Genomic DNA, 24,709 nt, shown 5'->3' with positions numbered 1-24,709 from the left:
TGAGAGTAATAAAGGGAAGGATATATTTTTCTTTCCAGATGAAAAGCAGGCAATTGAAAAACTAAGTTTAGTGTAATCATTACTGATAAAGATAATTTTTTTTTTTTATATTAAAGATAGTGAAAGGTTGTACTTTTTATTCAATTAACAACATTAAAATTTAAAAGAGCCTATTCATTAAGCAAGATTGTGATGAATTGTACTTAAACTAACGGGTGCGTTAGCTGAAGATCGGGGCTGTCATTAAGGTAGCTCTAGGAACTAACGGGGCATGATAGTTCTAGAAGTACTGTGTATTCGTACTATTCAACTATAAGTTCGTTGGTTATTTTGTTATTACTGGGACATATACTTAGATAGCAGCTATAAAGTTCTCCGAATATCTTATTTTCNCTTGTGTAACTATTCTAATTCCAGAGTAGTTACCTTTTTTATGTGGTTTATTCGTGCTGTGAGCTATATTTATATGAATGAATTAATATCATTTCAGTTACACACAATACGAGTATCTGTATTAAAAGGAGCGTTACCACTGGAAATTCTAATTTCTTTACTTTACTTATTCTTGGTTGTTTTATTTCTCGTAACCGCAGCATTTATCTTTTATAAGCTGTTTNGGACTCTCATGGATATTCGCTATCTATGGAATAATTCTTATTTTTGTGTTTGCTCTTTTGTTGGTCTCTTATTGGTCTTCATAGTTCCTTTACTATGACATAAATCCTTTTTGAATTACCAATTTTATTCTTTCATAAATAGGTTTCTTTTATATGTATATAAGGCGGTTCTGCCGACAAAACGCGGATTTTATACGCTAAGCAAATTTCATTCTAAAAAAAGTCGAATTCCTGTACTCTAAGGAACCGACTTTTATGTTTTGTTAAACGAACTACCGTTAGCGATATAACAGAACAAAATATTTAATTATACTCCATTCTTTTTCTTGATTTTAAGGATGGTATTTTTGCTTTAACGGTAATCATTTGCTTAACATGATAGGCCTGTGACACTACCCCTTGTTTACAAGGCTGGATGTAAAGCTCTTTTTAAAGCACGCTCATATGTCCCATTTGCTTCTTTACAAATTGTTGCATTTGGGACTAACAATTCAAATCCATGGAAACCACCAGGATAAAGATGGAATTCTACTGGAACTCCATGTTGTCTTAATGTTTGTACATACGTAATGGTTTCATCACGGAACGGGTCTAAATCACCGACAAATGTAAAAGTAGGTGGTAAATTTGAATAATCTTTAGCACGAGCTGGCGCTGCGTAAATTGGCACTTCATCATTTTCATCTAAAGCACTTAAATACATGTCCCAAGAATTTCGATTGCTAATACCGTTCCAAACACGATTATCTGTAATTTCTTTATTAGATGGTGATTCACATCTGTCATCAATCATTGGATATAGAGGAAATTGTGCTGCGATTTTTGGTCCTTTACGATCTCTCGCAAGTAGCGTTAATGCAGCGACTAACCCACCGCCTGCACTGCCTCCTGCTACAACAATATGATCTGGATTTGTTTTTAGCTCTGCTGCATAGTCTACAAACCATTGTAACCCAGCATAACAATCTTCAAGACCTGCTGGATATGGATGTTCTGGTGCTAAACGGTAATCAACATTTACTACTACACACTGCATATTAACAGCATAGTTCTCACATGTAGCAGCCATCAAATCTGCCTCTCCCATGACAAAAGCGCCACCATGAATGTAATATAAACCAGGTAATACATCCGTTTGGTTTTTTGGACGGTGAATCAGCACACGTACATCAGGATCCCCCTTTTTTCCTGGAATATACTTTTCAATCGTCTCTGCTTTTTCATTTCCTTGAACACTTGTCATTTGCCTTAAAGATTCTCGCATTCCTTGCAAGCTTTCCTTTGAAATAAGCATCGATGGTATAACTGAAAATAGATCACGTAATTCTGGGTGAATGTTCTCTTCCATAATAAACCCCCTTATCATTTTAATTGTATAAAATATTCACAATTAAAATATATCGAAATAGGTTAAAATAGTCCAATATTCTAAATGCTGCAAATAAGTTGTCATTTTAGAAGCTTTAACTGATGGGGCAGTATTACACTGTAAGATTTTCTTTTCTATTGGTTTATTTTGTATTCGCTTCACAAAATTCCGCGAAACGTAGAAGGAATATAAATAAAGAATCACGATTGGAATTATGAAGATACACACTTAAACTAACAGGTGCGTTAGCTGAAGATCGGAGCTGTCTTTAAGGTAGCTCTTTTCTTATTCAACTAAAAAAGTCGATTCCTTGAGATAGAAATCGGCTTTTTTAATACGTGGCATTTCCTTATAGTTGTAACTCCGCATTTTCCTGACGCTAACCTACTTATACACCTCCAACTGCTAGATTTTTGTCTAACAATCGACTTGCAGTTTATTATATGGTGCTTTTTTCTACACATTTTTTCAGAAGATGATACGCGCCATACATCCCAGCATTATTACCTAATTTAGCAAAAGATAAATCTATATTATTATTAAAAACTCCATTCATAGCGTATTGTATTTTTTTATTGATTATTGGATATAGATATTCCGATTGTTCCATAATACCTCCACCAATTATAATTTTTTCTGGGTTTAATACATAAAATATATTAATTATACCTTCTACCAAATTTTCACAAAACGTTTCAATAATTTGCTGTATTTGCTCATTTCCTTTTAAAGCCTGCTCAAAGATTTTTTTACCATTTAATTCTAATCCCGTGATAGATTTTACCCTTTTAACTAAAAATGATGTGGAAGCAATATCCTCAAAATTCATTTTGTTAATTTTCATATATCCAATTTCTCCTGCATTAAAGGATACTCCATGATAGATATTTTTATCTATAATTATTGCCCCCCCTATACCAGTGCCAACTGTTAAACAAAAAATATTAGAATAACCTTTACCAGAACCGTAATATAGTTCTCCTATTGCTGCACAATTCACATCATTTTCGACAATACATGGTAAATTATAAATATTTCTAACTGTGTTTGATAAATTTATCCCTGTATAAAAAGGTATATTTTCATTGGCATATAGAATTTCGTTCGTATTAGAATCTACACCGCCAGCAGTTGATATAGCTACCCCTTTAATATCGTATTTTACGATATAGTTTTTAATAATCTCTACAATTTTTTTTTCAATTCCAATCCCGTGTACCCTCTTGGCATTTGTTGGAAATTCTTTTTTGTCTAGTATTTCAACTATCCCGGATTCTTTTATTATTCCTGACTTGATATTGGTTCCACCAATATCAATTGAAAGATACATCTTATTTTCCCCTTTTAAACGGTTTGTAGTAATTCTAAGAATTCTTGTTCATTTTTAGTCTCGTACATTTTTTCTGTCTTTTCTTTATCGGATAGTATATCGGACAACTCCGATAACAGATCTAAGTGACTTTCTGAATCTGTTGCAGCTAAAGTGATAATTAGTTTTACTGGATCGAACATTTCTGAACCAAAGGTTACTGGTTCTTTGAAAGTTGTAAAAGAAATTCCTTTTTCTAAAACTCCATGTTCAGGTCTTGCATGAGCTAGTGCAATGTGTTTTGTTATCACAATATATGGGCCGTTTTCTTCTACTGCTCTAATCATTGCGTCTACATACGATGTTTTTATTTTTTTAGATTCTATTAATGACAAAGAAGCTACATGAATAGCATCTTTCCAGTCAATCGCTTCTTTATTAACCTTTATATCACTCAATTTAATTTCATCATTTAGCATATTTCACACTACTTTCATCGAATTTTTTCAGTATATTTTGTAAATCTATTTTTTCTAACGAATCAACTTTACTATAATAATTCTGGAATGTAGAATGTTTCGTAACAGAATTCGTACAGACGATCGTTTTGATATCTGCGTTATTTCCTGCTAAAAGACCATTTGCAGAATCTTCTACTATAATAGCTTCTTCTTTTTTTACTCCTAATTTTTCAATTGCTTTATTAAATAAATCTGGATAAGGTTTAATTTTTTCTACATCCTCTGAAGTAACAATCACATCAAAATATTGTATGATGTTAAGCCTTTTTAAATGAGTGATAGGCTTTTTTCTAGAAGATGAAGTTGCTAAAGCCAACAAGATATTTTCATTCTTTATACTCTTTATAAATTCAAAAACTCCCTCTTTAGGTAGAAGATTCTCACTTTTAACTATAAAGTTTTGTCTAGTTTCCTCATCAAATTTATTTCTATCGATTATTATTTTATGTTCCTTTTCCAACATATTAAAAAGCTCCCCGGAATGAGCCCCTACACAAACTAAAAACTCTTCGATAGTTAGGTCATAATTCCTGTTCTTTTTAAACCACTCAGTAAAGATTTCAAACCAAATTACTTCTGTATCCACTATTACTCCATCAAAATCCATTATGACAGCCTTTAGCATAAATTAAACTCCTTTTCATCCTGTTTTTTTTCTTGATTCTGCTAATTTATCCACTAAAACACCGTATTCTGGATCATTTAAATAATCAGAGATAGCGATACAATACGTATTAGGTTGTTTTTCTAAGACTCTATCGACTAAAGACTGATGCGTAACTACAATATCTGCTTCTACTGGTAGATTACTTATTGAAACATGAAAGACTGATATATCATCAATTCCAGATTTTTTAATTTTCTTTTGTAATATATTAGCTCCCATAGCACTTGAACCTAATCCTGCATCACAAGCATAAGCAACTTTAGAAACACTTGAATAGTTTATACTTTCGACTTTAGAAGTATTAAAAACGGAAGAAATACTACTTTTTTTACCTTTTAGTGCTTCCATTTTTGATGCTGCTTCTTGTAACTCAATATCATTATTCTTAGCTCGTTTAACTAAAGGAATTGCCACCAAACATGTAATGGCTGCTGAAGCTAATACTGAAATTAAAATCTGAATATAATCCCCACTAGCAGACATCATTAAAACAGCTAAAATACTACCTGGCGAGGCAACTCCTATTAAACCTACATCAAATAAACCAAATAAAAATGTACCTGTTACCCCACCAAGAATTAATGGCAGTAGAAGTATAGGATTCATTAAAACAAACGGAAAATATATTTCGTGAATTCCACCAAAGAAAAGGATAATACTTGATCCAAATGCTGAACCTTTAGAATTTCCTTTACCTGCAATCATGTAGGCTAGCAATATACCTAGACCAGGTCCAGGGTTTGATTCTAAAAGATATAAGATAGACTTTCCAAATTCACCCACCTGCAAACTGCCTAGCGGACTCAATATTCCTTGACCTATAGCATTATTCAAGAATAATATTTTAGCCGGCTCAATAAAAATGGCTGTTAAAGGAAGCAGGCTGTTATCTACTAATACATCTACTCCTGCAGATAATATATTTGTCAAAACAGACACCAAGGGGGCAATCCCAATATAGCCTAACCAAGCCAACATAGCGCCAAAAATACCTACTGAGAAGTTATTAACTAATAATTCAAAACCTGTAGGAATTTTTCCATCTACCAATTGATCAAATTTCTTTAAAATCCAAGCTGATAACGGTCCTAATATCATAGCACCAATAAACATCGTTACATCTGCTCCAAGGATTGCTCCCATAGTAGCAACAGTAGCTATTACTCCACCGCGATAGTCATGTACTGCTTTACCAGCAGCAAATGCTATAAGTATAGGTAACAAATAAGTCAGCATTGGACCTATAAATTCTTTCAAAGTGGCACTATCTGTAGCAATTGCAACGGCTGTTATTATTCCCCAGGCCATGAAAGCACCTAAGTTTGGAATAACCATCCCACTTAATTTACTACCAAATTGTTGAGCCTTTACTCTTAATGACAAAATAATGCCTCCTCCAAGGGAAATGCAGCTGAAGGCTTTAAAGCTTCAGCTCCACTTTAAATATTTTATAGATTTACTTCTTGACCTTTTTCAATGGAACGTTCAATTGCCTCGACTACCCTTAAAGAATCATATGCTTCCTTAGGGGTAATAATCGACTTTCTGTTATTCATTGAATCATTTACAAAAGCTATTATTTCTTCAGCTAAAGCTCCACTTACTTCACCGTTTACATAATACCAATGCCTAGAATCCGGATAAGAAATGCCATTATTAGAAACAAATTTAACTCCATTGTCGCAAGAATCAATATATGCGACTCCTTTTGTACCAACTAATTCTAATTTATCATCAATAATTGTAGGCGAATTTTCGGGAAGAACCCAACAAGCCTCAAGACATGCAATTGCTCCATTTTCATACGTAACTAATGCATAAATGACATCATTCATCCCTTGCTCTTTAAGTAATACACTTCTACTCTTCGCAAACACACTCACTGGTTCACAACCCATATACCAATTGATGTAATCGATATCATGAATCATGACATGCATACTTAAATCAGAAGCTCCAATATATCTTTTAGGTCCTGTTATCGGGCTATTCCTTCTACAATATAAGTGGATAATATCTCCTAATTCTCCATTATCTAATCTTTGCTTTACCATATTAAATCTTGGATCGTATCGTAATAGGAAACCTACAGTAAATGTTTTATCATAGTCTTTTGTAATTTCATAAATAGCCTTTCCATCTTCTAATTCTTTTGCAATTGGTTTTTCTAATAAAATATGCTTATTATTCTTCACAGCAATTTCAACTGCATTTCTATGAATATTATCTGGTAGTACAATACTTACTGCATCAATATCCGGATTTTCTAATAAGTCTTTATACTCTTTGTATACCTTACAACCAAATACTTCTTCAACTTCTACTCTTCTCTCGTCATTGTATTCGCACAAAGCTACTAATTCTACTTGAGGTAGTTTTCTATAAATCTCCGCATGATATGTTCCCATTTGACCTACGCCAATGACGCCTACTCTTAGTTTGTTTTCCATTTTTATCAATTCCTCTCATTATTTAAAAAATTTATTGTTTATTGCTTTTAATAAAAAAATAGACTAATATGAATTCGAAAAAAAAATACGTATTGGAGAATAAATATGAATAATTTTACTTTTAAAAATAGGCTGCAAATTTTTGAATATACTCTTTCAACAAGTGAAAAGAAAATCGCTGATTATGTGCTCAATCATGTTGAATCGGTTCCTTTTGAATCTATTAGCGACTTGTCTACTAAAATAGGTACTTCTCCTTCTACAATAACCAGATTTTGCAAAAAATTAGATTATAGAAGTTATGTAGAGTTCCAAACTCTTTTAAAAACAGATTCTTTAAAAGTTCCAAATTACGATACAATTGCTGAAAAGGTTATTGAATACTATCAATTAACGTTAAAACTATCAAAAAGTATTTTTCAAAAGATATCACCTGAAGTTTTGGTTAATGATATTGAAGCTTCTAACAAGATAGCAATCTTGGGTATAGGTAGTTCCGGTCTAACTGCCACAGAATTCTCTTTAAGATTAAATAGAATGGGTATAAATTCCATGGCAGTTACAGATAGTTACTCAATGTTTGCCCAATCTGTTTTATTGAATGCAAATGATTTAATTATTGCTATTTCAAATTCTGGAGAAACACCAGAAATAGTTAAAGCATGTAAAGAAGCTAAAAATAAAAATGTAAAAATAGTGGGACTAACAAAAAAATTTAACTCTTCTATTAGTGAAACTACAGACAAAATTTTTTATACTAGTGATAGTGATCTTTTAGAAGACGATAAATTTCACAATGACCAACTTTCTTTTCTATTCTTTATTGATGTAATTACTTATCATTTATTAAAAAAAAATAGGTATAACGAGAATTACCAAAAAGTTTTACATGTATGGAAAGAAAAGTGAATTATTAAACAGCTCCCGCCAAACGTTCGTTATAATCAGCAAACATAAACTTCCATTTCTTGTTTCGGTAAATAATTTAGGACGAGTAATTGCACAAACTCCTACAAAATCGGAACAAGCACCATTTTTTAGGGATTTCTTTGTCAATCAGTAGTACTAATATGTCCTTCTGCAATCATAGGGATATTAACATTCGTAAAAAAATTCAGCTAAAGTAAAAAATGTTACATAATAACCTTTAGAATTTTACTGTATATTTTTGTATGGTCGAAACACAATCAAATCCTGAAGAAATTAATTCTTCATTTTTTTTTTGGTAGTCTTTATATTTAGATTCAATATACGCAACCCATTCTCTGCACCTCGCTGAACTACAAATGCACTCTCCCCATTACTATTAATTGATAAAGTGGTCATCTACTATAGCCTGACATTTTACTACTATATAGCCTTTAAGTCTCTCTAACATCTAAACGATCACTCTTCCCTTAGTGAAAATAATTTCATTTTTAAATTAATAAATGAAATTATTTTCCTAATTATAAACTATCGTTTTATTTTGCGCAATTTCTTTTTTTGTTTATTTAGACAATATAGATTATTCAGATATCAAGTTTTGTGCCACTGGGTTCTGGTGCAAATATGACCTGTTAGAAATTTTTCTCTTTTTCCACAAGAACCTTTTTTAGGAAGTTAATTAGTTAACTATACAACTTAGACCCCAAACTATATGAAAAACTACAAAAAGGAAAAATTTATTAAGTCTCAAATTCGGGAGTTAACCCGGTTTATTGCATAGTAGGTATTATAAAATTTTTTCTTTGGTATCTGTTTTAATAAGGTCAGATTTAGTTATAATTTCAGGAACTCTTTCTGGTTCATCTAGAAAGTTTGTGAGTAAGGCACCCACAAAATACAATATTGCTATTACCCAAGTAACACCACTTGCTCCAATGTAATTTATAAATAAACCGACTATTGCCGGGCCAATGAGAACAGATAAGCCTGTACCTAAATTCAATACTGACATGACTGCCCCCTTATCTTTTTCAACCATATTAGCTGACATTGCATCTAAAGGTACATATCCGCCCAAACCTGCTCCCCAAATAATCCCCAATATAATTACTACAGGGTAATTTGCTCCGACAAATTGTGGAGCGAAAAATAGGAGTAGACATGATACTCCTGTTAAGACTCCACCAAACCAAATTATAGTCCTTTTACATCCAATTTTGTCTCCAACTATCCCCCAAATTAAAACAAATAGGATATTACTAGTAAAAGCAGTACCCCATATACTTAACCATTGGGTGGTAGTAAAACCTTGAGATATCATATACATAGGTAAGTAAACAGGAAAAGCAAACTGAGAAATTGTATTAATAATTCGAATGATACAGACAATAAATAACTTAGGGTGATCTTTTAGAATAGTTAATCCTTTTAGAACTTCTTTAATATTCTCAATAGTATTACCATTATTATTACTTTGAGGCGTGAAATTATCCCGATTGAGCACTAATGCAAAAAAAGTGCCAGAAATGATAAAAACGAGAGAAGTCCATAATGTATTAATATGACCCAGTTGATTTATAGCCCAACTAGAATAAAAAGTAGCTAACACACTCATTCCACCTGAAAAAACAAACCAAAACCAACCATATGCTGTGCTTAGTTTTTCTGCTGGGCTTCTATAAGCAATCCATGTCGCTAAAGCATATACAAAAAGAGGATAACCAAAACCCTTTATAGCCTGTGTAACTAATAATATGGGATAAGACATTTCACTTAATCCTAAACTTACGAAGCATACTGTACCAACCACACAAAAAATTGATCCTAGCAGCATTGTACGTTTAGCTCCAAATGTTTCAAAAAACACTCCCGCAAACCAGGATGATAACGCCACGGTTAAACCATATATACTAAATAAAGTAGATACTTGTTGTATGCTTAATCCGTTATCCTTTAAATAGGGACTTAGCCAACCTATTTCAATACCATTACCAATCATAAAGACCATGACACCTAAATAACTCCAAGATAAAACGCTTGGTATACCAATTCTATCGAAGTAATTTTCTTTCCTAGACTTCTTCATCCTAATTCCACCCAACCTTTTAATTTATCCATCCATTACAACTGTTTACTGAAATAAGTTATAATTCATTTTCAATTTGAAGTCGGAAATTAATTTAAACAAATGAAAATAATTAGTAAGGAGGCTTGAATTTTTCTTAATAACCGAAGAACTACTACGACATATTTTTATCACCCCTAAGACTTAATACTTTGTTTTAACTTATTGGTAGAAAAGGGAGTTCTTATATATACTTCTTAAGAAAAAAAGAATAAAATCACCAATAAATAAATTAAATTGGATTTATTCTTTTTTTACGAAGAGACTCGATTAAATTAATAGTTTAAATATTCTGACAGCGCTTTCTTCAACAAAGTATAGCATGAATTTTTCCATTTTCAACTTAAAAAGGAGAAAAAAACTAATTTTATGGATAACATTGGTGAATATATTCTTTATTATGTTATAATCAAATTAAATAACTGATTATTTCGACAAAAATAACGTAGTATCATTAAATATCTAAGTAAAGGAAAGAGATGTCATGAATAAACCTAATGAATTTAATGATAAAGTTCACCTTGTTGCTAAAATATCGAGCTATTTAAATGCCTTTACCAAAGCAGAAAAAAAAGTTGCAGATTATGTCTTAGCAAATATGGACTTGACTATTTACATGACTGTAACTGAATTGGCTGAGAGTATTGGAGTAGGTGAAACCACTGTTTTACGGTTTTGTAGAAAAATGGGGTTTAAAGGATATCAATCTTTTAAAATGGGTGTAACTAAAGAAGTCGCTAAGTTGTCATATGAGGTATTTGATGAAACAAACATGGGAGAATTGGCTGAAATGCAAAATATTGTCCAAAAAACCATGTCTAATAATATTCAAGTGTTAAAAGAAACTGCTAGCTTAATTGACACTCAGGAGTTAGAAAAAGCCATTCATCAAATCATTTATAGTAAAAGAATTCTATTTTATGGAGTAGGCGTATCAGGAAACACGGCAGCAGACGCTCGAAATAAATTAATGAGAATAGGTATTGTTGCTGAAATGTTTACTGATTCTCATATGCAAACAATGTCAGCAGCAACACTAACGGATCAGGATATGGCTATAGGTATATCAGTAAGTGGAAGTACTAAGGATACTATTGATGCTTTAAATATTGCCAGAGAAAATGGTGCGAAAATTATATCTATTACTCATTTTACTCGTTCTCCAATTACTAAGATATCTGATATCGTCTTACTAACTGGAGGAAGAGAAACTGCCCTGCAAGGAGGGTCAATGTCAGCAAAGATGGCCCAATTATTGGTGATTGATATGTTGTGCACTGGTGTTGCTATTCGATTAAAAGATAAAGCATTGAAATATAAAGAGGCTACTGCAAAAGCAGTCGCTGACAAAGCTTATTAGTAACATTTACTGAGAGGAGTTATTTTATGATTGAGGTACTAAATGGAGGATTAATTGTTTCGTGCCAGGCCCTGGATTCTGAACCATTACATGGTTCAGAATATATGGCTACAATGGCGGTTGCTGCTCAGGTTGGAGGAGCCGTAGGAATAAGAGCAAACGGGTACTCAGATATCAAAAGAATTAAAGAGCGAGTAGATTTACCTATTATAGGTATACATAAAAAACATTATCAAGGTTTTGATGCATTTATTACACCAACAAAGGCAGATGCTCAGCTAGTGGCTGAAGCAGGTGCAGACATTATTGCAATAGATGCAACCAGCCAATCAAGACCTGAAGATCTACAGGATTTAATTCATTTTATAAAGAATAATCTTAATAAAATACTTATGGCAGATATCTCTACATTAGAGGAAGGTATTAAAGCAGAATCTATGGGCTGTGATTTAATTAGCACTACTTTAGCTGGTTATACAAAAGAAACACAGAATACGGAAGATGGGCCAGCTTTTCGACTATTAAATAGTCTGGTTAAAACATTAACAGTTCCGGTAATAGCAGAAGGTAAGATTGAAACTCCAGAGGATGCGAGAAAGGCGTTGGAGATTGGTGCTTCTTTTGTAGTAGTAGGTGGAGCTATTTCCCGTCCTCAAGAAATAACAAGAAGATTTGTAAAGGGCTTGAACAAATATGAAACAAGCCATCGTAATTGATCTTGGAGTAACAAAAATAGAGATTGGGTTAGTAAAAGAGGGTGCACATTAGGCTAATATTGCTACTAAATAGAAGCTGCTGCCCTTGCTAAGTTCCAGTGGATTCAAGTGCAATTCGGTACAATGAGACGAGGTGGTTATGGCCGGAAAACTATGTAGAGCTATATGCAAAACTTGATAAGTTGAACTAATAATTCTAACTGTTTAAATTACAGACAATTAATCACTATGAGGAGATGATTTAAATGAAAAGGATTCCAGTTAGCATGGTGAGGAAAGATTTGTTGGATATTCCTGAATATTCGCTTCCAAACGAATATCGAATTAGGTTATTTGAAAAAGGTGACGAAGATAATTGGGCTAGGGTTGAAACCAGTGTAGATGAATTCAAAAACGAGAAAGAAGCACTAGAACACTTTAATAAAGAATTTGGACCATATATTGATGATATGTCCATGCGTTGTGTATTCATTGAGAATAAAAATGGAGAAGTAATTGGAACAACAACAGCGTGGTATGGCGACTTAAATGGAGATGGAGAGGTATCAGGTAGAATACATTGGGTAGCTATTTCACCTGAATATCAAGGGGCGAAACTCTCAAAACCATTACTTAGTGCAGCTATGAATATTTTGGCTAATCACCATTCTAAAGCCTACCTTACATCTCAAACTACAAGCTATCAAGCTATTAATATGTATTTAAACTATGGGTTTGAACCTTTAATTGAAAATCAAACCTGTTATGAAGCTTGGACTTTATTAGAAAATACGTTAAATAGAAAAATATTAATGTAAATTAAACTCTAAAAGAAATGAAAAAGTTCTTCCCTTTTCAAAAATTTTATATCACCCTTTATTATTAGAAGTTTTAAATATACTTATAGATAACTTTTTTAAAAAACCGACACTTAACAGATTTACTTAAATGAGCATTGACATAGCTATGATTTTAAACATAGCTATGTCAATAAATCTCTTCATTTTCATCCCTCCAGTACTTTCGAATCCGTTATTTCGTAAATAAAAAACTTATAAGTCCTGAATTCTATTGTATTTTTGCCTGTTTTACAATTGAAAATAAAAATACAAACAAAAAACACAATAGCTTTTTAACCTAATTGGTGAAGATAAATAGAGATTGGGGAAGGTAATTGATTTTAATTTCCTTCAAGATTATAGAATTATACCAGGAATTATCAATGTTTTATAATCATAGAGTAAAAAATGCCGTCGAAATGGCTTCCTTGAATCCAGACAAAAAGCTTAATCTTAATGATAAAAAGGAAGTATTAAAAAAGGGAAAGATGCTGATTTAATCATTTTAAACGAAAAAGTGAAGTGCTTATGAAAATTTGTAGAAGAGATATTACATTTAGGCAAATTGGAGGTTGAATATGGAAATTATTGAAGCAAAAAACTACGATGAAATGAGCCAGAAAGCAGCACAACTCATTCTTACCAAAGTAAAACAGACACCTTCTCTTGTTTTAGGTCTCGCTACTGGAAGAACACCCGTAGGGACCTACCTACACTTAGTGAAAGATTATCAAGAACATCAAACCTCCTATCGCCATGTTCATACAGTGAATCTAGATGAATATGTAGGATTAGGGAAAGAGAATCCAACTAGTTATCATACATATATGAAAGAACATCTCTTTAACCATATTGATATACCTAACCATCAAACTCATTTGCCAAATGGTATGGCAACAGACTTACAAGGAGAATGCCAAATCTATGATGAGCTCATTGAAAACCTGGGTGGGATAGATCTGCAAATATTAGGAATTGGAGTAAATGGGCATATTGGTTTTAATGAGCCAGGGACTTCTTTTTCTTCTACCACGAATGTAGTAGAACTAACACCCTCTACACGAGGAAAAAATGCCTGTTATTTTAACAATCTCTCCGAAGTACCTAGTGATGCGGTAACGATGGGGATTTCAACTATTATGAAAAGTAAACAAATTGTTCTGCTTGTTTCCGGAATGCAAAAGGCACATATTTTATATAAGCTACTATCTGAACCTATAAATGAGCAAATACCAGCTTCTATTTTAAAACAACATGACAATGTGATTATTATTGCTGATAATGAAGCATTGGCAGTAATAAGACATAACGGTTCTGCTGCAAAAACTCCAAGGTAATTGATGTAAATACTGTTGATCAGAGATTAAGGGGTATACAAAATGGAAATTCAGATTGAGGTTCAATTGTTTGCGAACGGTGCTAAGTTCTTACAGGCCGGTAGTTGTACAGTGATAACAACTGACTTCAGAAAAGAACCTGAATGGACTGCTGCTGTATCAGCTTATAAGTGGATACAAAAAATAAAAAACTCTGTCCACTATCCAGGCGACTTTCAAATTGTTAGTGTTGTTTGCAACAGAGATAATGACATTACAGATTTAGTAAGAAAGGTACGCCCTATAATAAAAGATGATTTACCTTTTTAAAATTAATCAACTAAAAATATAATTTAAGGATCTCTTTAGAGGTTCTTTTTTTGTTCATAATTAAAAATTTTATAGGCTAGACCCTAGAAACGTTTTAGTTTAATAGAAGAAATTCCACCTGAATAAGTAAGGGGAGTTTAATTTAATAGAATATACTCCACTTCATTAAGTAAGAGGGGGAATTTAAATGTTAAATATGAAAATTTAATTTGGCAAGGATAAGAACAGGTGGAACAGTTTCACAGTAGGAATAATCGTTGGTATCGGAAATGATCAATATTACATAGTAAGGTTTAAAGATGGAAGGAAAACGTGGATTAGGAAAGATTGGCTTTTGTTTTGGTATTAGAAAGCTCCCTGGGGGGGATTTTTTTATTTGTATAACTTCCATTATTTTCTTTACATGAGATAATAAAGAAAAAAGCTAATTTCGGGGGGGAGATATGTTCTTAATCGGAGCAGCAGTTCAAAGTACAGGGTTACCACCCAGTTTTTATGGTTCATTAATCGGTTCATTTTTTTTAGGTTCGGTAGCAGTAGGAATATTGGTTTACAACAACTGGCAAAAGAACAAGGAATTTAATTATCGTTGCTACGGCACAATGAAAGTTATTAATATTCATTTGGCTTCACTACTTACTGTGGAAAATATAACATTGAAAACCTTAAAAGAAATGATCGATAGCGATACAGAAGATAAGACCAAAAAACTTTTAGACCTTCTTACACAAAGCAGAGATTTTTTCGTAAAGAGTCATACATTTTTAGAAAAAGAGAGAGCAAATATTCCTTATGACTTTACAAGCAGGTACTTCACTATCACAAGTTCCATCAACAATGTCATTTTTAGATATGATGAGCTTATGAAGGAACCCTGGAATCCTAATAAATTTGAACCTCTTATTGGCAACTTGAATGAGTGTGACAAATTGTTAAAAGCATTTAACAAGAATACTGCTAAATACTTAAAAAATGTAGAAAAGAAATATAAAATAAGGGATTTTTATTAAATAGGGGGATGTAAATGAAAATTTTATCAAAGTTATCTTTAATCCTTATCTGTGCATATTTTTTGATGCCTGCATCCGAAGATTGGATGACTTGGAAACCATCCGTTTACATTTTTGATGAAAATGGAAAATTAGTGGATAAATTAGAAGATACACCTAAACATCCTCCAATTAATTTGGCAGATTTTTTTCCTTAATGAATCTCTTTAGAGGTTCTTTTTTTATTTTTTAGGATGTGGATTATATTGGATACGAATGTGTTAATTGATTTATTCCAGCTGAAAAGGTATCTAGAGAAACGTTCAATAACTTTATGGACTGTGTCATACTTGGAAGGGTGATAAAAGAGAATGGGATAAGTATAAAGTTGAAAGGAATGAAGAGTATTTGGAGGCAGCTATACGAGCCATAGAAAAGCATAAAAAGTTAACTGATCATAAGCCAGGCAACGGAGAAAGAGAACGAAATACATCGAGCAAATCAATACTTTGAAGAAGATGGCCGAACGGGAATATAGATACACGTATGGAGTAAGGGCCAGTCACTTGGATAAAATCATCAACGATAGCCATAAAACAATTATGCCTGATAAAGATAATGATATAGAACGACAAGTAGTCGAAATGTCGATTCAAAAAAGGGCTCCATTTTTTGGACCTAATGAAATCAACGGAATGGGCATTAAAAACAAAATGGCAGATGCGGTTATCTTTTTTAACAGCCTATGAGTTTATAAAAAAACAAGAAAATGATTTAAAGAAGATATATTTTGTGTCTTTGAACAAAAAGGATTTTTGTACCAAAGGAAACAACTCCATTTTCCATGCCAACTTGCAGTCTTATGCGGATGAAGTAGACATGCATTATGGCAATAGTTTGGAGAGATTAATAGAAGAGATCGGTCATAAGAAGAATGGGGAGGCGCAAGCCAGTTACGCTACAGAGTGAAAACGAGATGTGGCTGGTTTTTTTATGTAGAATTATTTAGTATTAAAATACATTTTTAGTCTGAGAAACAAATTTAGATTGACATGACTACGTTGCATGATACCTTAAAAATATATAAAAATATTTCGAGGTGAATAATATGAGCAACATATTTACCATGTGCTTTGTTGAAAACAATAATCAATTGCTTCTACAAAAGCGAGTAAAGAAACCGTTTAAAGGATTATGGAACGCACCCGGAGGGAAAGTAGAGGCGTATGAATCTCCTATTGAAGCATGTAAAAGAGAAATCCAAGGGGAAACAGGTCTAGACATAAATAATGTGAGTTTTAGAGGGATTATAACAGTTACGAATGAAAATCAAAAAAGAAGCGATGTGCTAATGTTATTTCACGCTAAAGAATTTTCAGGAAGCTTATGTGCCACTGATGAAGGCGAGATAGCTTGGGTAGAAACAGATAAAATATATTCGTATGACAATACTCCTGAAAGTTTTACATACCTTTTACCTTATATTCTTGAAACAGATAGTACACTAACAGGAAAAATGATTTACGGTAAGAAAAAATTGGAAATATTTGATATTAGTATATGATATGAAAAGTTTATCTAAACCTAGGAGGATTTCACTTGAAATTTGCCGAATACTGTCATTAAAACATTGTAGGAGGCTTATTCATTATGGGGAGTTCTGGGGTAGATAAATTTGGAGATTATCCAGGTAATACTAATCTAACCAAAGACATGTGTCGTATGGAAAGAAAAAACGTAGGTCTTGAGGAAGTTGGAAGGTCTGAATATTTTAATGTACATGGAGATGTTCCAGCGATAATAGAACCGATCGTATTGAGCGATCAATTAAAAAATGGGCGCTTGGTTGTATTGTCTGAAACAACCGGTGAAGAAATCGGTTTTTTACCTAGTACGTATAGCAGCTTACTAGCTTGTATGAGAAAAGGATTTAGTTACAGAGGGGATATAGTTTATAGCGTTTTAAGACCTATTCCAAAAGTGGATGTGGATTTAAATGCACACGAATGAACCACAAAAACGTTTTTTGATTATAGGTGAAGTATTTACTGATGTTCATTTAGACATTTCGGAATCACCTTTAAGACTTGGTGGTATTTTCCATAGTGCAAGGGCTTTTAGTGCCATTAATTGTGATTATGCTTTAGCTGCTATAGCACCTAAATACTTATTTAAAGTTATTGGAAAATTCGGAAATGAATTGAATGCGCAACAAACTTTTATTGTTGGCGAAATAAACGGTGCCCCAAACGTGATGAACATCCAGGAATCTGCTGAAAATGGAGATCAAGGATATAATGATATATTAAGGGGGGAGGCCGAAGTTACGGTCAACCACCAGCAACTAAACCAAATTATTGAAGAGTACAATCCAACAGACATATTAATTTATCCAGGAAAGTACAGTATTGAAGATATGTTTCCCGAGCTCAGAAATTTTAATGGGAACCTACACATTGATGTTCAATACGGGATTGATTCCCTTGAAAGGATGATTTCACATAATTTGAAGTTTAGTACAATCATTCTTTCAACTTCATCAACACTGTTTGAACAAAACTACTTCTCAGTGACAAATTTAGTCAGCTCTTCGCTAGTGGCTAACGCAAATTCATTTTTACTAAAAGAAAATAGAGGTGGTTCTACTTATTACGATACAACAAACCAAACATGGAATGAGGCACCAGCGTTTAAAACAGAGACAGTGCACTCAGTTGGGGTTGGAGATTGTTTTAATGCCGTTTTTTTATCTCTACAAAGTCAAAGAACAAATGGATCAGCCTTAAAGATTGCTTCCTATATTGCAATGATTTATGCCAGTACTTTTGTTTTTGAGGAATTTAAAGATCTAATATCAAATTTGGATTTTAATGATATTGATAATCTTCCTGCGAAAAGATTATCGTGGGGAGAAAGAGGAAAACACCATATCTATATAGCAGGTCCTGATTTTCCGGATGTTGATACAAGGTTAATTAAAGAAGTGCATGATAACTTAAAATATCACAACTTTATTCCACACAGGCCAGTGATTGAAAATGGCATAATTACCGGCAGTGAAACGGAGGAACAACAACAGGATGCATATCAAAAAGATATAGCGTTGCTTGAAAAGTCCTCTGTTTTAATCGCGGTAATACTAAACGATGACCCTGGAACGTATGTAGAGATAGGCTACATGGCTAAAAGTGGTAAACCTGTAATTGTTTTTGATCCCTATAAACAAGTTAGGAACCTGTTCCTCAAGAAATCTGCAGATTACATTGTGCACTCCATGAATGAGGTAATTGACACAGTGTACGATGTATTGGGAAGAAAAGACTTTGAAGCCATTGAAGAGTATGACGCACTGCTACTTGCTTCCGGGGGATTAGATTCAACTGTCTTAGCATATAAATTACTAGCAGAAGGCAAGAAAGTAATGCCTGTCTTCCTCAGATACGGCCAGCATTTTGCGGATACCGAATTTACTACATTATTAGATGTTTTGCCGCCAAAATTGCTTTCTCATGTAAAAGTAATTAACATAGAGGACATCTTTAAAAATTCTGAATCAAGAATGATAAAAGAGCCAAATTTATGGTTAGATGAGGTTAGTGCTGACGACTTATATTTACCTTATAGGAATCTATTATTCTTATCCATTGCATCATCTGTTGCACAGACAATGGGAATAGGGGAAGTTTATTCTGCGTTTATTAATTCTAACCATGCTAAAGAAATAGATTGTTCAAAAGAGTTCTTTGATAAATTATCTGGAATGCTATCTGAATATGGTACTGTACAAATAGAAATGCCTTTTAGAGACTTTTCCAAAGCAGATGTCATTAAGCGGGGGATTGATTTAAATGTTCCAGTAGCAAAAACGTACTCTTGCCAAGCAAATAGTACAACCCCATGTGGTGTTTGTCCAAATTGTGTTGACAGGCTTGCTGGCTTTGAATCCTTTCAAGAAACTAATATTAACCCTGGTCGGTAAAACTGGTTTTATAAAACGAGGGAGATCTATTAAAATTATGGTAAATGATCAATCTTTTTCTTCTTAAACAAACTGGGTGTATTAGTTGAGAAGGAACACCATTTGATTAAGCTTTTTATTTAAAAGAATGATTAATTGGATATATTAAGAGAGCCTGTTTTGTTAATCGATTTCAAAACAGGCTCCTTCTTTATTCATTTAAGGTTAATTAGTATTATATGGATTAGCTTCCTTTCTAAGCTACAGTAGGTGCATTTAAAAGAAAGAACATTCTTCCATTGTATAAATATTGTAAATTTGGGATATGCATGACCTAAGAAGCTAAGTTTTTTGGAGTGGTATAAATGAAGAAAAGTCTAGCAAGTGAATATCCAGAATTGGCCAATGAATGGGATTATGAATTAAACGGAGATATAAAGCCTAGTGATGTTCCTCCAAAAGGAAGACAGCATGTATGGTGGAAATGCAAAGAGGGACATCGTTATGAGGCTAAATTAGCATCTAGATCTAATGGAACAGGATGCCCATATTGCAAAGGTTCAAAAGTGTGTTTTGAACGTTCATTATTAGGAAGAAGACCAGATCTAGTAGCCATGTGGGACAAAGAGAGAAATAGTTCATTAACTCCAGATAAGGTACTTGCTGGATCCAATATTGTGATTTATTGGATTTGTAAAAAAGGTCATTCATTTGATATGTCAATTAAACAAATGACTAGAAAAAGAAGGAGTAGTGGGTGCCCATACTGTCGAGGTTTAAGGGTGAATGAAACAAACAGTCTAGCTACCCTCTATCCTCATATTGCAAATGAATGGGTTGAATGTATTGATTATAAAAGTAAGACTGCAAAAGATGTCACACCTGGTTCATCTTACAAGGTTTTATGGAGATGTAAGAAGGGACATGAGTGGAAAACCACTCCAAAACATCGGACAAGTGGTGGAACAGGGTGTCGAAGGTGTAATACAACGAAGAAAGTGTCAAAACAATCATATGCACTTTTTTATTATTTAAAAAAACATTTTGATGATGTTGAGATGGAAACACCACTTTTAGGCACACGTATGGTTTTGGATATTTACATTTCTTCGATTAAGTTAATAATTGAGTATGACGGAGGTCTATATCATAAGGATTATAAGCGTGATATAAAAAAAGACATTGCGTTACTAGAAAGAATGCCATATACAAAGCTCATTAGAATTCGAGAACCGGAATGTCCTACATATAAATCACCAAATCCAAATACATTTTTTTATGATATTAAAAATCATTCAATGAAAGCATTTCAAACGTGTCTTGAAAAGATATTTATTGATCATATTCAACAAAGTCCTGATATAAATATTGAAAGAGATAATGTGTCAATTTTAGATTTAATGGATCGTTGGGAATATGAAAATTCCTTAGCCAATGTTAGACCCGTACTATTAAAAGAATGGGATTACCATAAGAATGGGGATTTAAAACCGGAAAATTTTAAAGTTGCAAGTCATGAAAAAGTAAATTGGGTCTGTATTCATGGGCATCAATGGCCTGCTACAATTGCAAGTAGAACACAAGGAGGCAACAACTGTCCAGATTGTGGGAATAGAAGGTTGCATACGGATAATAATTTAGCTGCTGTAAATCCAGAACTAGTTAAGGAGTGGCACCCAACTAAAAATGAAAAAGGACCGCAAGCTTACTTTGCAAACTCTCATTTTAAAGTTTGGTGGTTATGTAAAAAGTGCAGTCACGAATGGGATGCACGAATCTACAATAGAAATAGTAATCGTAGTGGATGTCCGAATTGTTAGAGAACAATCTTTAAAACAAGCAATGTTAAAATTTCTTCCCTCCCCTAAGGCATAGTCCACTGAATGTTTTTACTTATATTGCACGCCAGAATAACAATTTGAATACCTATTGAATACATTGGTGCGATCAGTGAAATCAAATGTAAGCTAAATGGTTTTTACATCCGATGAACTCCCTCTAAAGTGTATCGAAAAATGGAGTAAAAAATACGGTCTTAACGGCGCACGTCGTGCACCTTAGTTCTCAAAATGTTAATTTATAAGTTCTCAAGCCCTTTCTAGGATTAACGAGGAAGGGTTTTCATTTGTAAAAGCCCCATTGAATACCTCTCTAAAAATCCATATAACTTTGAAATAAGTCTTCTGCCTCAGGCCACAACCATTGTAGAAAAAGAAGCGGCTCAGCTGCTAAATCAATCATTATCATCACTGTTGGTCTGTTAAATAAGAAGAAGCTACGATACCTCTGGCAAAATCGTAGAGGGCGATTGGTTCCGCCTGGAGTCCGGCTGCTACACCTGCTTATAAAGTAAACATTTTTATTCCAACTAGCTATTAGTACATATTAATTTGGCTAATTATATAGTAAAAGGAGTAGGGAGATGAATTAGAAAATTAGGGAGTTTGATTTGAATATTGAACAGGTCCTCGAACATTAGATCGTTTTTTTTGCGTTAAGATAAATTTTTGTAAATGCTATAGATAAGCAAGCATTAACCGGAGCGAAGATTAGGAAGTATTTATAGATAAAAGAGGTATTGGGCACATACGGGATTATGGTCGGGGGATAAAATATGTTTACACAAAACTAAAACAGGGAAAAACCCGAAAATATAGATGTTTTTGGAGTTCATATTTATTTTTGGTAATATTCAGAATAAATACTATATCCATTTTCATAATGATGCTTAGATATGAGAGGATGAATAGTGATGAACATTCCATCTGAAGGTTTTGAAAAAAAAGATGAGGTTAAGATTAAAAATCAAAATGTATTAAAAAATAGAATTGGAGCCTTAAAAGATGCTGCTTTAATCGTTGCACTTTTTACTGGCCTGTCTTATTTTATCACTACTGCTTATAAAATTGGATATTCGAATTATTATCAAATAGAAGACATCGCTTCAATAGAAATAGGACCTTCGGATTTATCATTAATTATTTCAACATTAAATAATTATATTACAGGTGCAGGATTTTTATATTTTGCGCTAACATGTATATTTGTAATATTCAATTTATTTAATAATAATTACCTAATAAATCCAATCGCAATTACATTTTCACTATTTACAATTATTAGTATACTTTATACAGGAGAATTAAATATATATAGATTACTTACGATTATCATTGGATTATCTGTATTTATAGTGGTTAAAAATTTTACAAAATCCAAAGATTTTAAAAATGTACCACTAATCCCAAAAATTCATCGGAACTTCTACACTATAAAGATAACATTATTTTCTAAATGGAAGGAAGCAGGTTTTTTTAAATGGATAACTATTGGCTTAATATTAACCTTATTTTTTGAAGCGTTTTATAATCTTGGAAGCAGAGATGCAGAAGATAAGGAAAACTATTTAATTATTAAACAAAACAATTCAGTTTATGTCCTTATCGAAAAAAAGAAAGACACTTTTATTATTGCACCTGTGCAATTGGAAAAGAGATATATTGTACCAAACTATTTAATCATAGAAGGAGAATCGAATATGAAAAATCCACTCAAATTCGAAAGAATTAGAATAAAAGGGGGATTAAATGTTAAGTGAAAGCAAAGCTTTTGACTTAATTATGGAAAAGATCCTTAAATTTTAAAAACCGTATAATTATTATAATTTTGAAATGACACGCAGTAATGGATTCCATTTTTCTTAATATATTTATTGTTTGGATTTTTTTCAATCTTTTACAGGGGATAATGTGCTGGTGGCTAGTTTCTGTCTATATTGGGATTATTGTGAACTCTTAGTAGAATAAGGTTTCAATTTTTAATATCTTGTTTTAAGAAAGAATTATAGATTATTTGCTGTTTGGTGATAAAATTACCGAAACAAAATACTCCTAGGAGTTGCTTATAACGGAGAGGCGGCTTGATTTATATTCTAGGTACGCCTCTAACTGGAAACTTGTACGTAATGGTGTTGTTTGTTGATTTCTCCGACCTACAGGGCACTCTATCGAAGGAAGGAACGTGATTTATCGGAATCCAAAATAGATTATTTGATTTGACGATGAAAGCAATGGCAAGTTTAAAACAGGAAGCCAATTAGCTTAAAAGAAAAAAGAGATGGGGTCCTTAATTGGATGCCTTTAATGAAATCTTGGTGGAAGGCGGGCCTAAACAGGAATTATACGCTGGTTATCAAAATCTAGTGTTTTAAGAGTGGATTCACAGGGAGCAACTCGCATGGATAGGGAAGACCGTGAGTAGCACCCCAAATAGCGAGTTGACCAAAAGTTTACCGTTATTTTACCAAAATGCAGAGATGTAAGGCTTTTCAACTTTTTTTAGTTCCGGAATTATTCGGTACTAACATGAGAAGTGTTTAAAAAGTTTAATGGAAGATATATGGTGGAAAATAAAGAAAAAACTTCACTTTAAATGATATTAATAAGCTGCACGGAAATCAAAGCAAAGACAACTTAACGTTATCGAATTTTGCATAAGACACCACTAGACCAAGAAAAAAAGCAGCAGGCTTTAAGAGCGCTGGCAAAAAGTGATACTAAATTAAGAAGAATGGGTTTACGTTAATAACTCCTTGATTATTCTCAAGGAGTTATTTTATTAGAAAAATACCTTGCCACATTTCACTATATCATACACAAAATATTTCAGTTATAAGCACGAATAAAAATGGTTATGAACATGAAATTATTCCACCTAACAATACAATTACTCTTTTGTTCAATCTGTTTATTCCTCCATGAGTTCGTACATTAAATTCTCAAGCCTTTCAACAGCTTCTGTCATTTTTCCCATGACTAAAATGTTTTTTGAAATAATCATTTCATTTCTCATGTCTTTTTCATTTTGTTCCTTTTCATATGCTACCTTTTCAATGACTGCTTTTAAAAGTTCTTGTCTCGAAATTGATTTTTTCTTTGCCATTTCATCAAATTTTTTTACCGCGATTGGGTCTATGTTTCTTAAAAAAATATCCATTTTTCAACTCTCCTTTTGGGTAGAAAACAAAATTTAGATTTAAAGGCTATAGAGCTAGAAAGAGCATAAGGAAAAACTGATATCACCAAGGGTGATATCCTAGGCAAAGCCTAGTGTTTTATATGATATCGTTAAATTCCTTCAGCTGGGCTGACATGGGACTCCTGATTGATATAGGTGGGCTGGCGTGGGATACCTGAACTTTCTCAGATGGACTGATGTGGGTCTTAAATAATAATTAA

Annotated in this window: 23 protein-coding genes; 15 read left to right on the top strand and 8 right to left on the bottom strand. The window is 32.9% G+C overall.

Annotated elements, in window-relative coordinates:
* Window positions 1-1,020 precede the first annotated feature (1,020 nt).
* The 6 genes from ASU00_RS16145 to ASU00_RS16120 all read right to left on the bottom strand — a co-directional run bounded on the left by ASU00_RS16145 (window position 1,021) and on the right by ASU00_RS16120 (window position 6,933).
* Complete coding sequence (locus ASU00_RS16145; protein ID WP_057914502.1) at window positions 1,021-1,965, bottom strand: alpha/beta hydrolase; 945 nt, start codon at window positions 1,963-1,965, stop codon at window positions 1,021-1,023.
* Window positions 1,966-2,425: 460 nt separating this feature from the next.
* Entirely contained in the window at window positions 2,426-3,316 is an 891-nt protein-coding gene (locus tag ASU00_RS16140; RefSeq protein WP_057914501.1) for an ROK family protein, read from the bottom strand.
* 14 nt (window positions 3,317-3,330) lie between these two features.
* A complete protein-coding gene (locus ASU00_RS16135) occupies window positions 3,331-3,774 on the bottom strand; it encodes a PTS sugar transporter subunit IIA (RefSeq protein ID WP_057914500.1) in 444 nt (147 codons plus the stop codon).
* Window positions 3,764-4,441 carry an HAD family hydrolase gene (locus tag ASU00_RS16130; protein ID WP_057914499.1) on the bottom strand — a complete coding sequence of 226 codons (678 nt, stop codon included), beginning with the start codon at window positions 4,439-4,441 and terminating at the stop codon, window positions 3,764-3,766. Before ASU00_RS16130 ends, ASU00_RS16135 begins: the two co-directional genes overlap by 11 nt.
* 15 nt (window positions 4,442-4,456) lie before the next feature.
* Window positions 4,457-5,866, bottom strand: coding sequence for a PTS mannitol transporter subunit IICB (locus ASU00_RS16125; RefSeq protein WP_057914498.1), 1,410 nt, complete (start codon window positions 5,864-5,866; stop codon window positions 4,457-4,459).
* Window positions 5,867-5,931: 65 nt separating this feature from the next.
* The gene (locus ASU00_RS16120) at window positions 5,932-6,933 is read right to left on the bottom strand and encodes a Gfo/Idh/MocA family protein (protein WP_057914497.1); all 1,002 of its coding nucleotides are present in this window, start codon (window positions 6,931-6,933) and stop codon (window positions 5,932-5,934) included.
* A gap of 105 nt (window positions 6,934-7,038) precedes the next feature.
* Between ASU00_RS16120 and ASU00_RS16115 the strand changes: the two genes are divergently transcribed.
* Window positions 7,039-7,842 carry a MurR/RpiR family transcriptional regulator gene (locus tag ASU00_RS16115; RefSeq protein ID WP_057914496.1) on the top strand — a complete coding sequence of 268 codons (804 nt, stop codon included), beginning with the start codon at window positions 7,039-7,041 and terminating at the stop codon, window positions 7,840-7,842.
* 805 nt (window positions 7,843-8,647) lie between these two features.
* On the opposite strand, the gene ASU00_RS16110 is transcribed toward ASU00_RS16115, so the two are convergent.
* A complete protein-coding gene (locus tag ASU00_RS16110; protein WP_057914495.1) occupies window positions 8,648-9,946 on the bottom strand; it encodes an MFS transporter in 1,299 nt (432 codons plus the stop codon).
* A gap of 523 nt (window positions 9,947-10,469) precedes the next feature.
* Between ASU00_RS16110 and ASU00_RS16105 the strand changes: the two genes are divergently transcribed.
* The 14 genes from ASU00_RS16105 to ASU00_RS16045 all read left to right on the top strand — a co-directional run bounded on the left by ASU00_RS16105 (window position 10,470) and on the right by ASU00_RS16045 (window position 23,070).
* Entirely contained in the window at window positions 10,470-11,345 is an 876-nt protein-coding gene (locus ASU00_RS16105; RefSeq protein WP_057914494.1) for a MurR/RpiR family transcriptional regulator, read from the top strand.
* Window positions 11,346-11,371: 26 nt separating this feature from the next.
* A complete protein-coding gene (locus ASU00_RS16100; RefSeq protein ID WP_057914493.1) occupies window positions 11,372-12,061 on the top strand; it encodes an N-acetylmannosamine-6-phosphate 2-epimerase in 690 nt (229 codons plus the stop codon).
* A 245-nt stretch (window positions 12,062-12,306) separates the two neighbouring features.
* Window positions 12,307-12,858 (top strand): GNAT family N-acetyltransferase, encoded by a 552-nt coding sequence (locus tag ASU00_RS16095; RefSeq protein ID WP_057914492.1) that lies wholly within the window; start codon window positions 12,307-12,309, stop codon window positions 12,856-12,858.
* A gap of 599 nt (window positions 12,859-13,457) precedes the next feature.
* On the top strand, window positions 13,458-14,216 hold the full coding sequence (nagB, locus tag ASU00_RS16090) for a glucosamine-6-phosphate deaminase (protein WP_057914491.1): 759 nt from the start codon (window positions 13,458-13,460) through the stop codon (window positions 14,214-14,216).
* Window positions 14,217-14,258: 42 nt separating this feature from the next.
* Complete coding sequence (locus ASU00_RS16085; RefSeq protein WP_057914490.1) at window positions 14,259-14,525, top strand: hypothetical protein; 267 nt, start codon at window positions 14,259-14,261, stop codon at window positions 14,523-14,525.
* A 443-nt stretch (window positions 14,526-14,968) separates the two neighbouring features.
* A complete protein-coding gene (locus ASU00_RS16080; RefSeq protein ID WP_057914489.1) occupies window positions 14,969-15,535 on the top strand; it encodes a hypothetical protein in 567 nt (188 codons plus the stop codon).
* 14 nt (window positions 15,536-15,549) lie between these two features.
* Window positions 15,550-15,732 carry a hypothetical protein gene (locus ASU00_RS16075; protein ID WP_057914488.1) on the top strand — a complete coding sequence of 61 codons (183 nt, stop codon included), beginning with the start codon at window positions 15,550-15,552 and terminating at the stop codon, window positions 15,730-15,732.
* A gap of 348 nt (window positions 15,733-16,080) precedes the next feature.
* Window positions 16,081-16,263, top strand: coding sequence for a hypothetical protein (locus ASU00_RS25040; RefSeq protein WP_152983770.1), 183 nt, complete (start codon window positions 16,081-16,083; stop codon window positions 16,261-16,263).
* A 43-nt stretch (window positions 16,264-16,306) separates the two neighbouring features.
* Complete coding sequence (locus ASU00_RS25510) at window positions 16,307-16,483, top strand: hypothetical protein (protein WP_161809748.1); 177 nt, start codon at window positions 16,307-16,309, stop codon at window positions 16,481-16,483.
* Window positions 16,484-16,622: 139 nt separating this feature from the next.
* Complete coding sequence (locus ASU00_RS16065; protein WP_057914486.1) at window positions 16,623-17,078, top strand: NUDIX hydrolase; 456 nt, start codon at window positions 16,623-16,625, stop codon at window positions 17,076-17,078.
* A gap of 86 nt (window positions 17,079-17,164) precedes the next feature.
* The gene (locus ASU00_RS16060; protein ID WP_057914485.1) at window positions 17,165-17,524 is read left to right on the top strand and encodes a hypothetical protein; all 360 of its coding nucleotides are present in this window, start codon (window positions 17,165-17,167) and stop codon (window positions 17,522-17,524) included.
* Window positions 17,511-19,493 carry a 7-cyano-7-deazaguanine synthase gene (locus ASU00_RS25505; RefSeq protein WP_161809747.1) on the top strand — a complete coding sequence of 661 codons (1,983 nt, stop codon included), beginning with the start codon at window positions 17,511-17,513 and terminating at the stop codon, window positions 19,491-19,493. Before ASU00_RS16060 ends, ASU00_RS25505 begins: the two co-directional genes overlap by 14 nt.
* Before the next feature lie 344 nt (window positions 19,494-19,837).
* Complete coding sequence (locus tag ASU00_RS16050) at window positions 19,838-21,292, top strand: zinc-ribbon domain-containing protein (protein ID WP_057914484.1); 1,455 nt, start codon at window positions 19,838-19,840, stop codon at window positions 21,290-21,292.
* A gap of 932 nt (window positions 21,293-22,224) precedes the next feature.
* Entirely contained in the window at window positions 22,225-23,070 is an 846-nt protein-coding gene (locus ASU00_RS16045) for a hypothetical protein (RefSeq protein WP_057914483.1), read from the top strand.
* A gap of 1,148 nt (window positions 23,071-24,218) precedes the next feature.
* Here the strand turns inward: ASU00_RS16045 and ASU00_RS16040 are convergent.
* Window positions 24,219-24,467 (bottom strand): hypothetical protein, encoded by a 249-nt coding sequence (locus ASU00_RS16040; protein WP_057914482.1) that lies wholly within the window; start codon window positions 24,465-24,467, stop codon window positions 24,219-24,221.
* Between the last annotated feature and the right edge of the window lie 242 nt (window positions 24,468-24,709).

The sequence above is a fragment of the Peribacillus muralis genome, assembly GCF_001439925.1.
GTDB lineage: Bacteria > Bacillota > Bacilli > Bacillales > DSM-1321 > Peribacillus > Peribacillus muralis.
The sequence above is the reverse complement of the archived record's forward strand: the minus strand, read 5'-3'. Positions and strand labels throughout refer to the sequence as shown.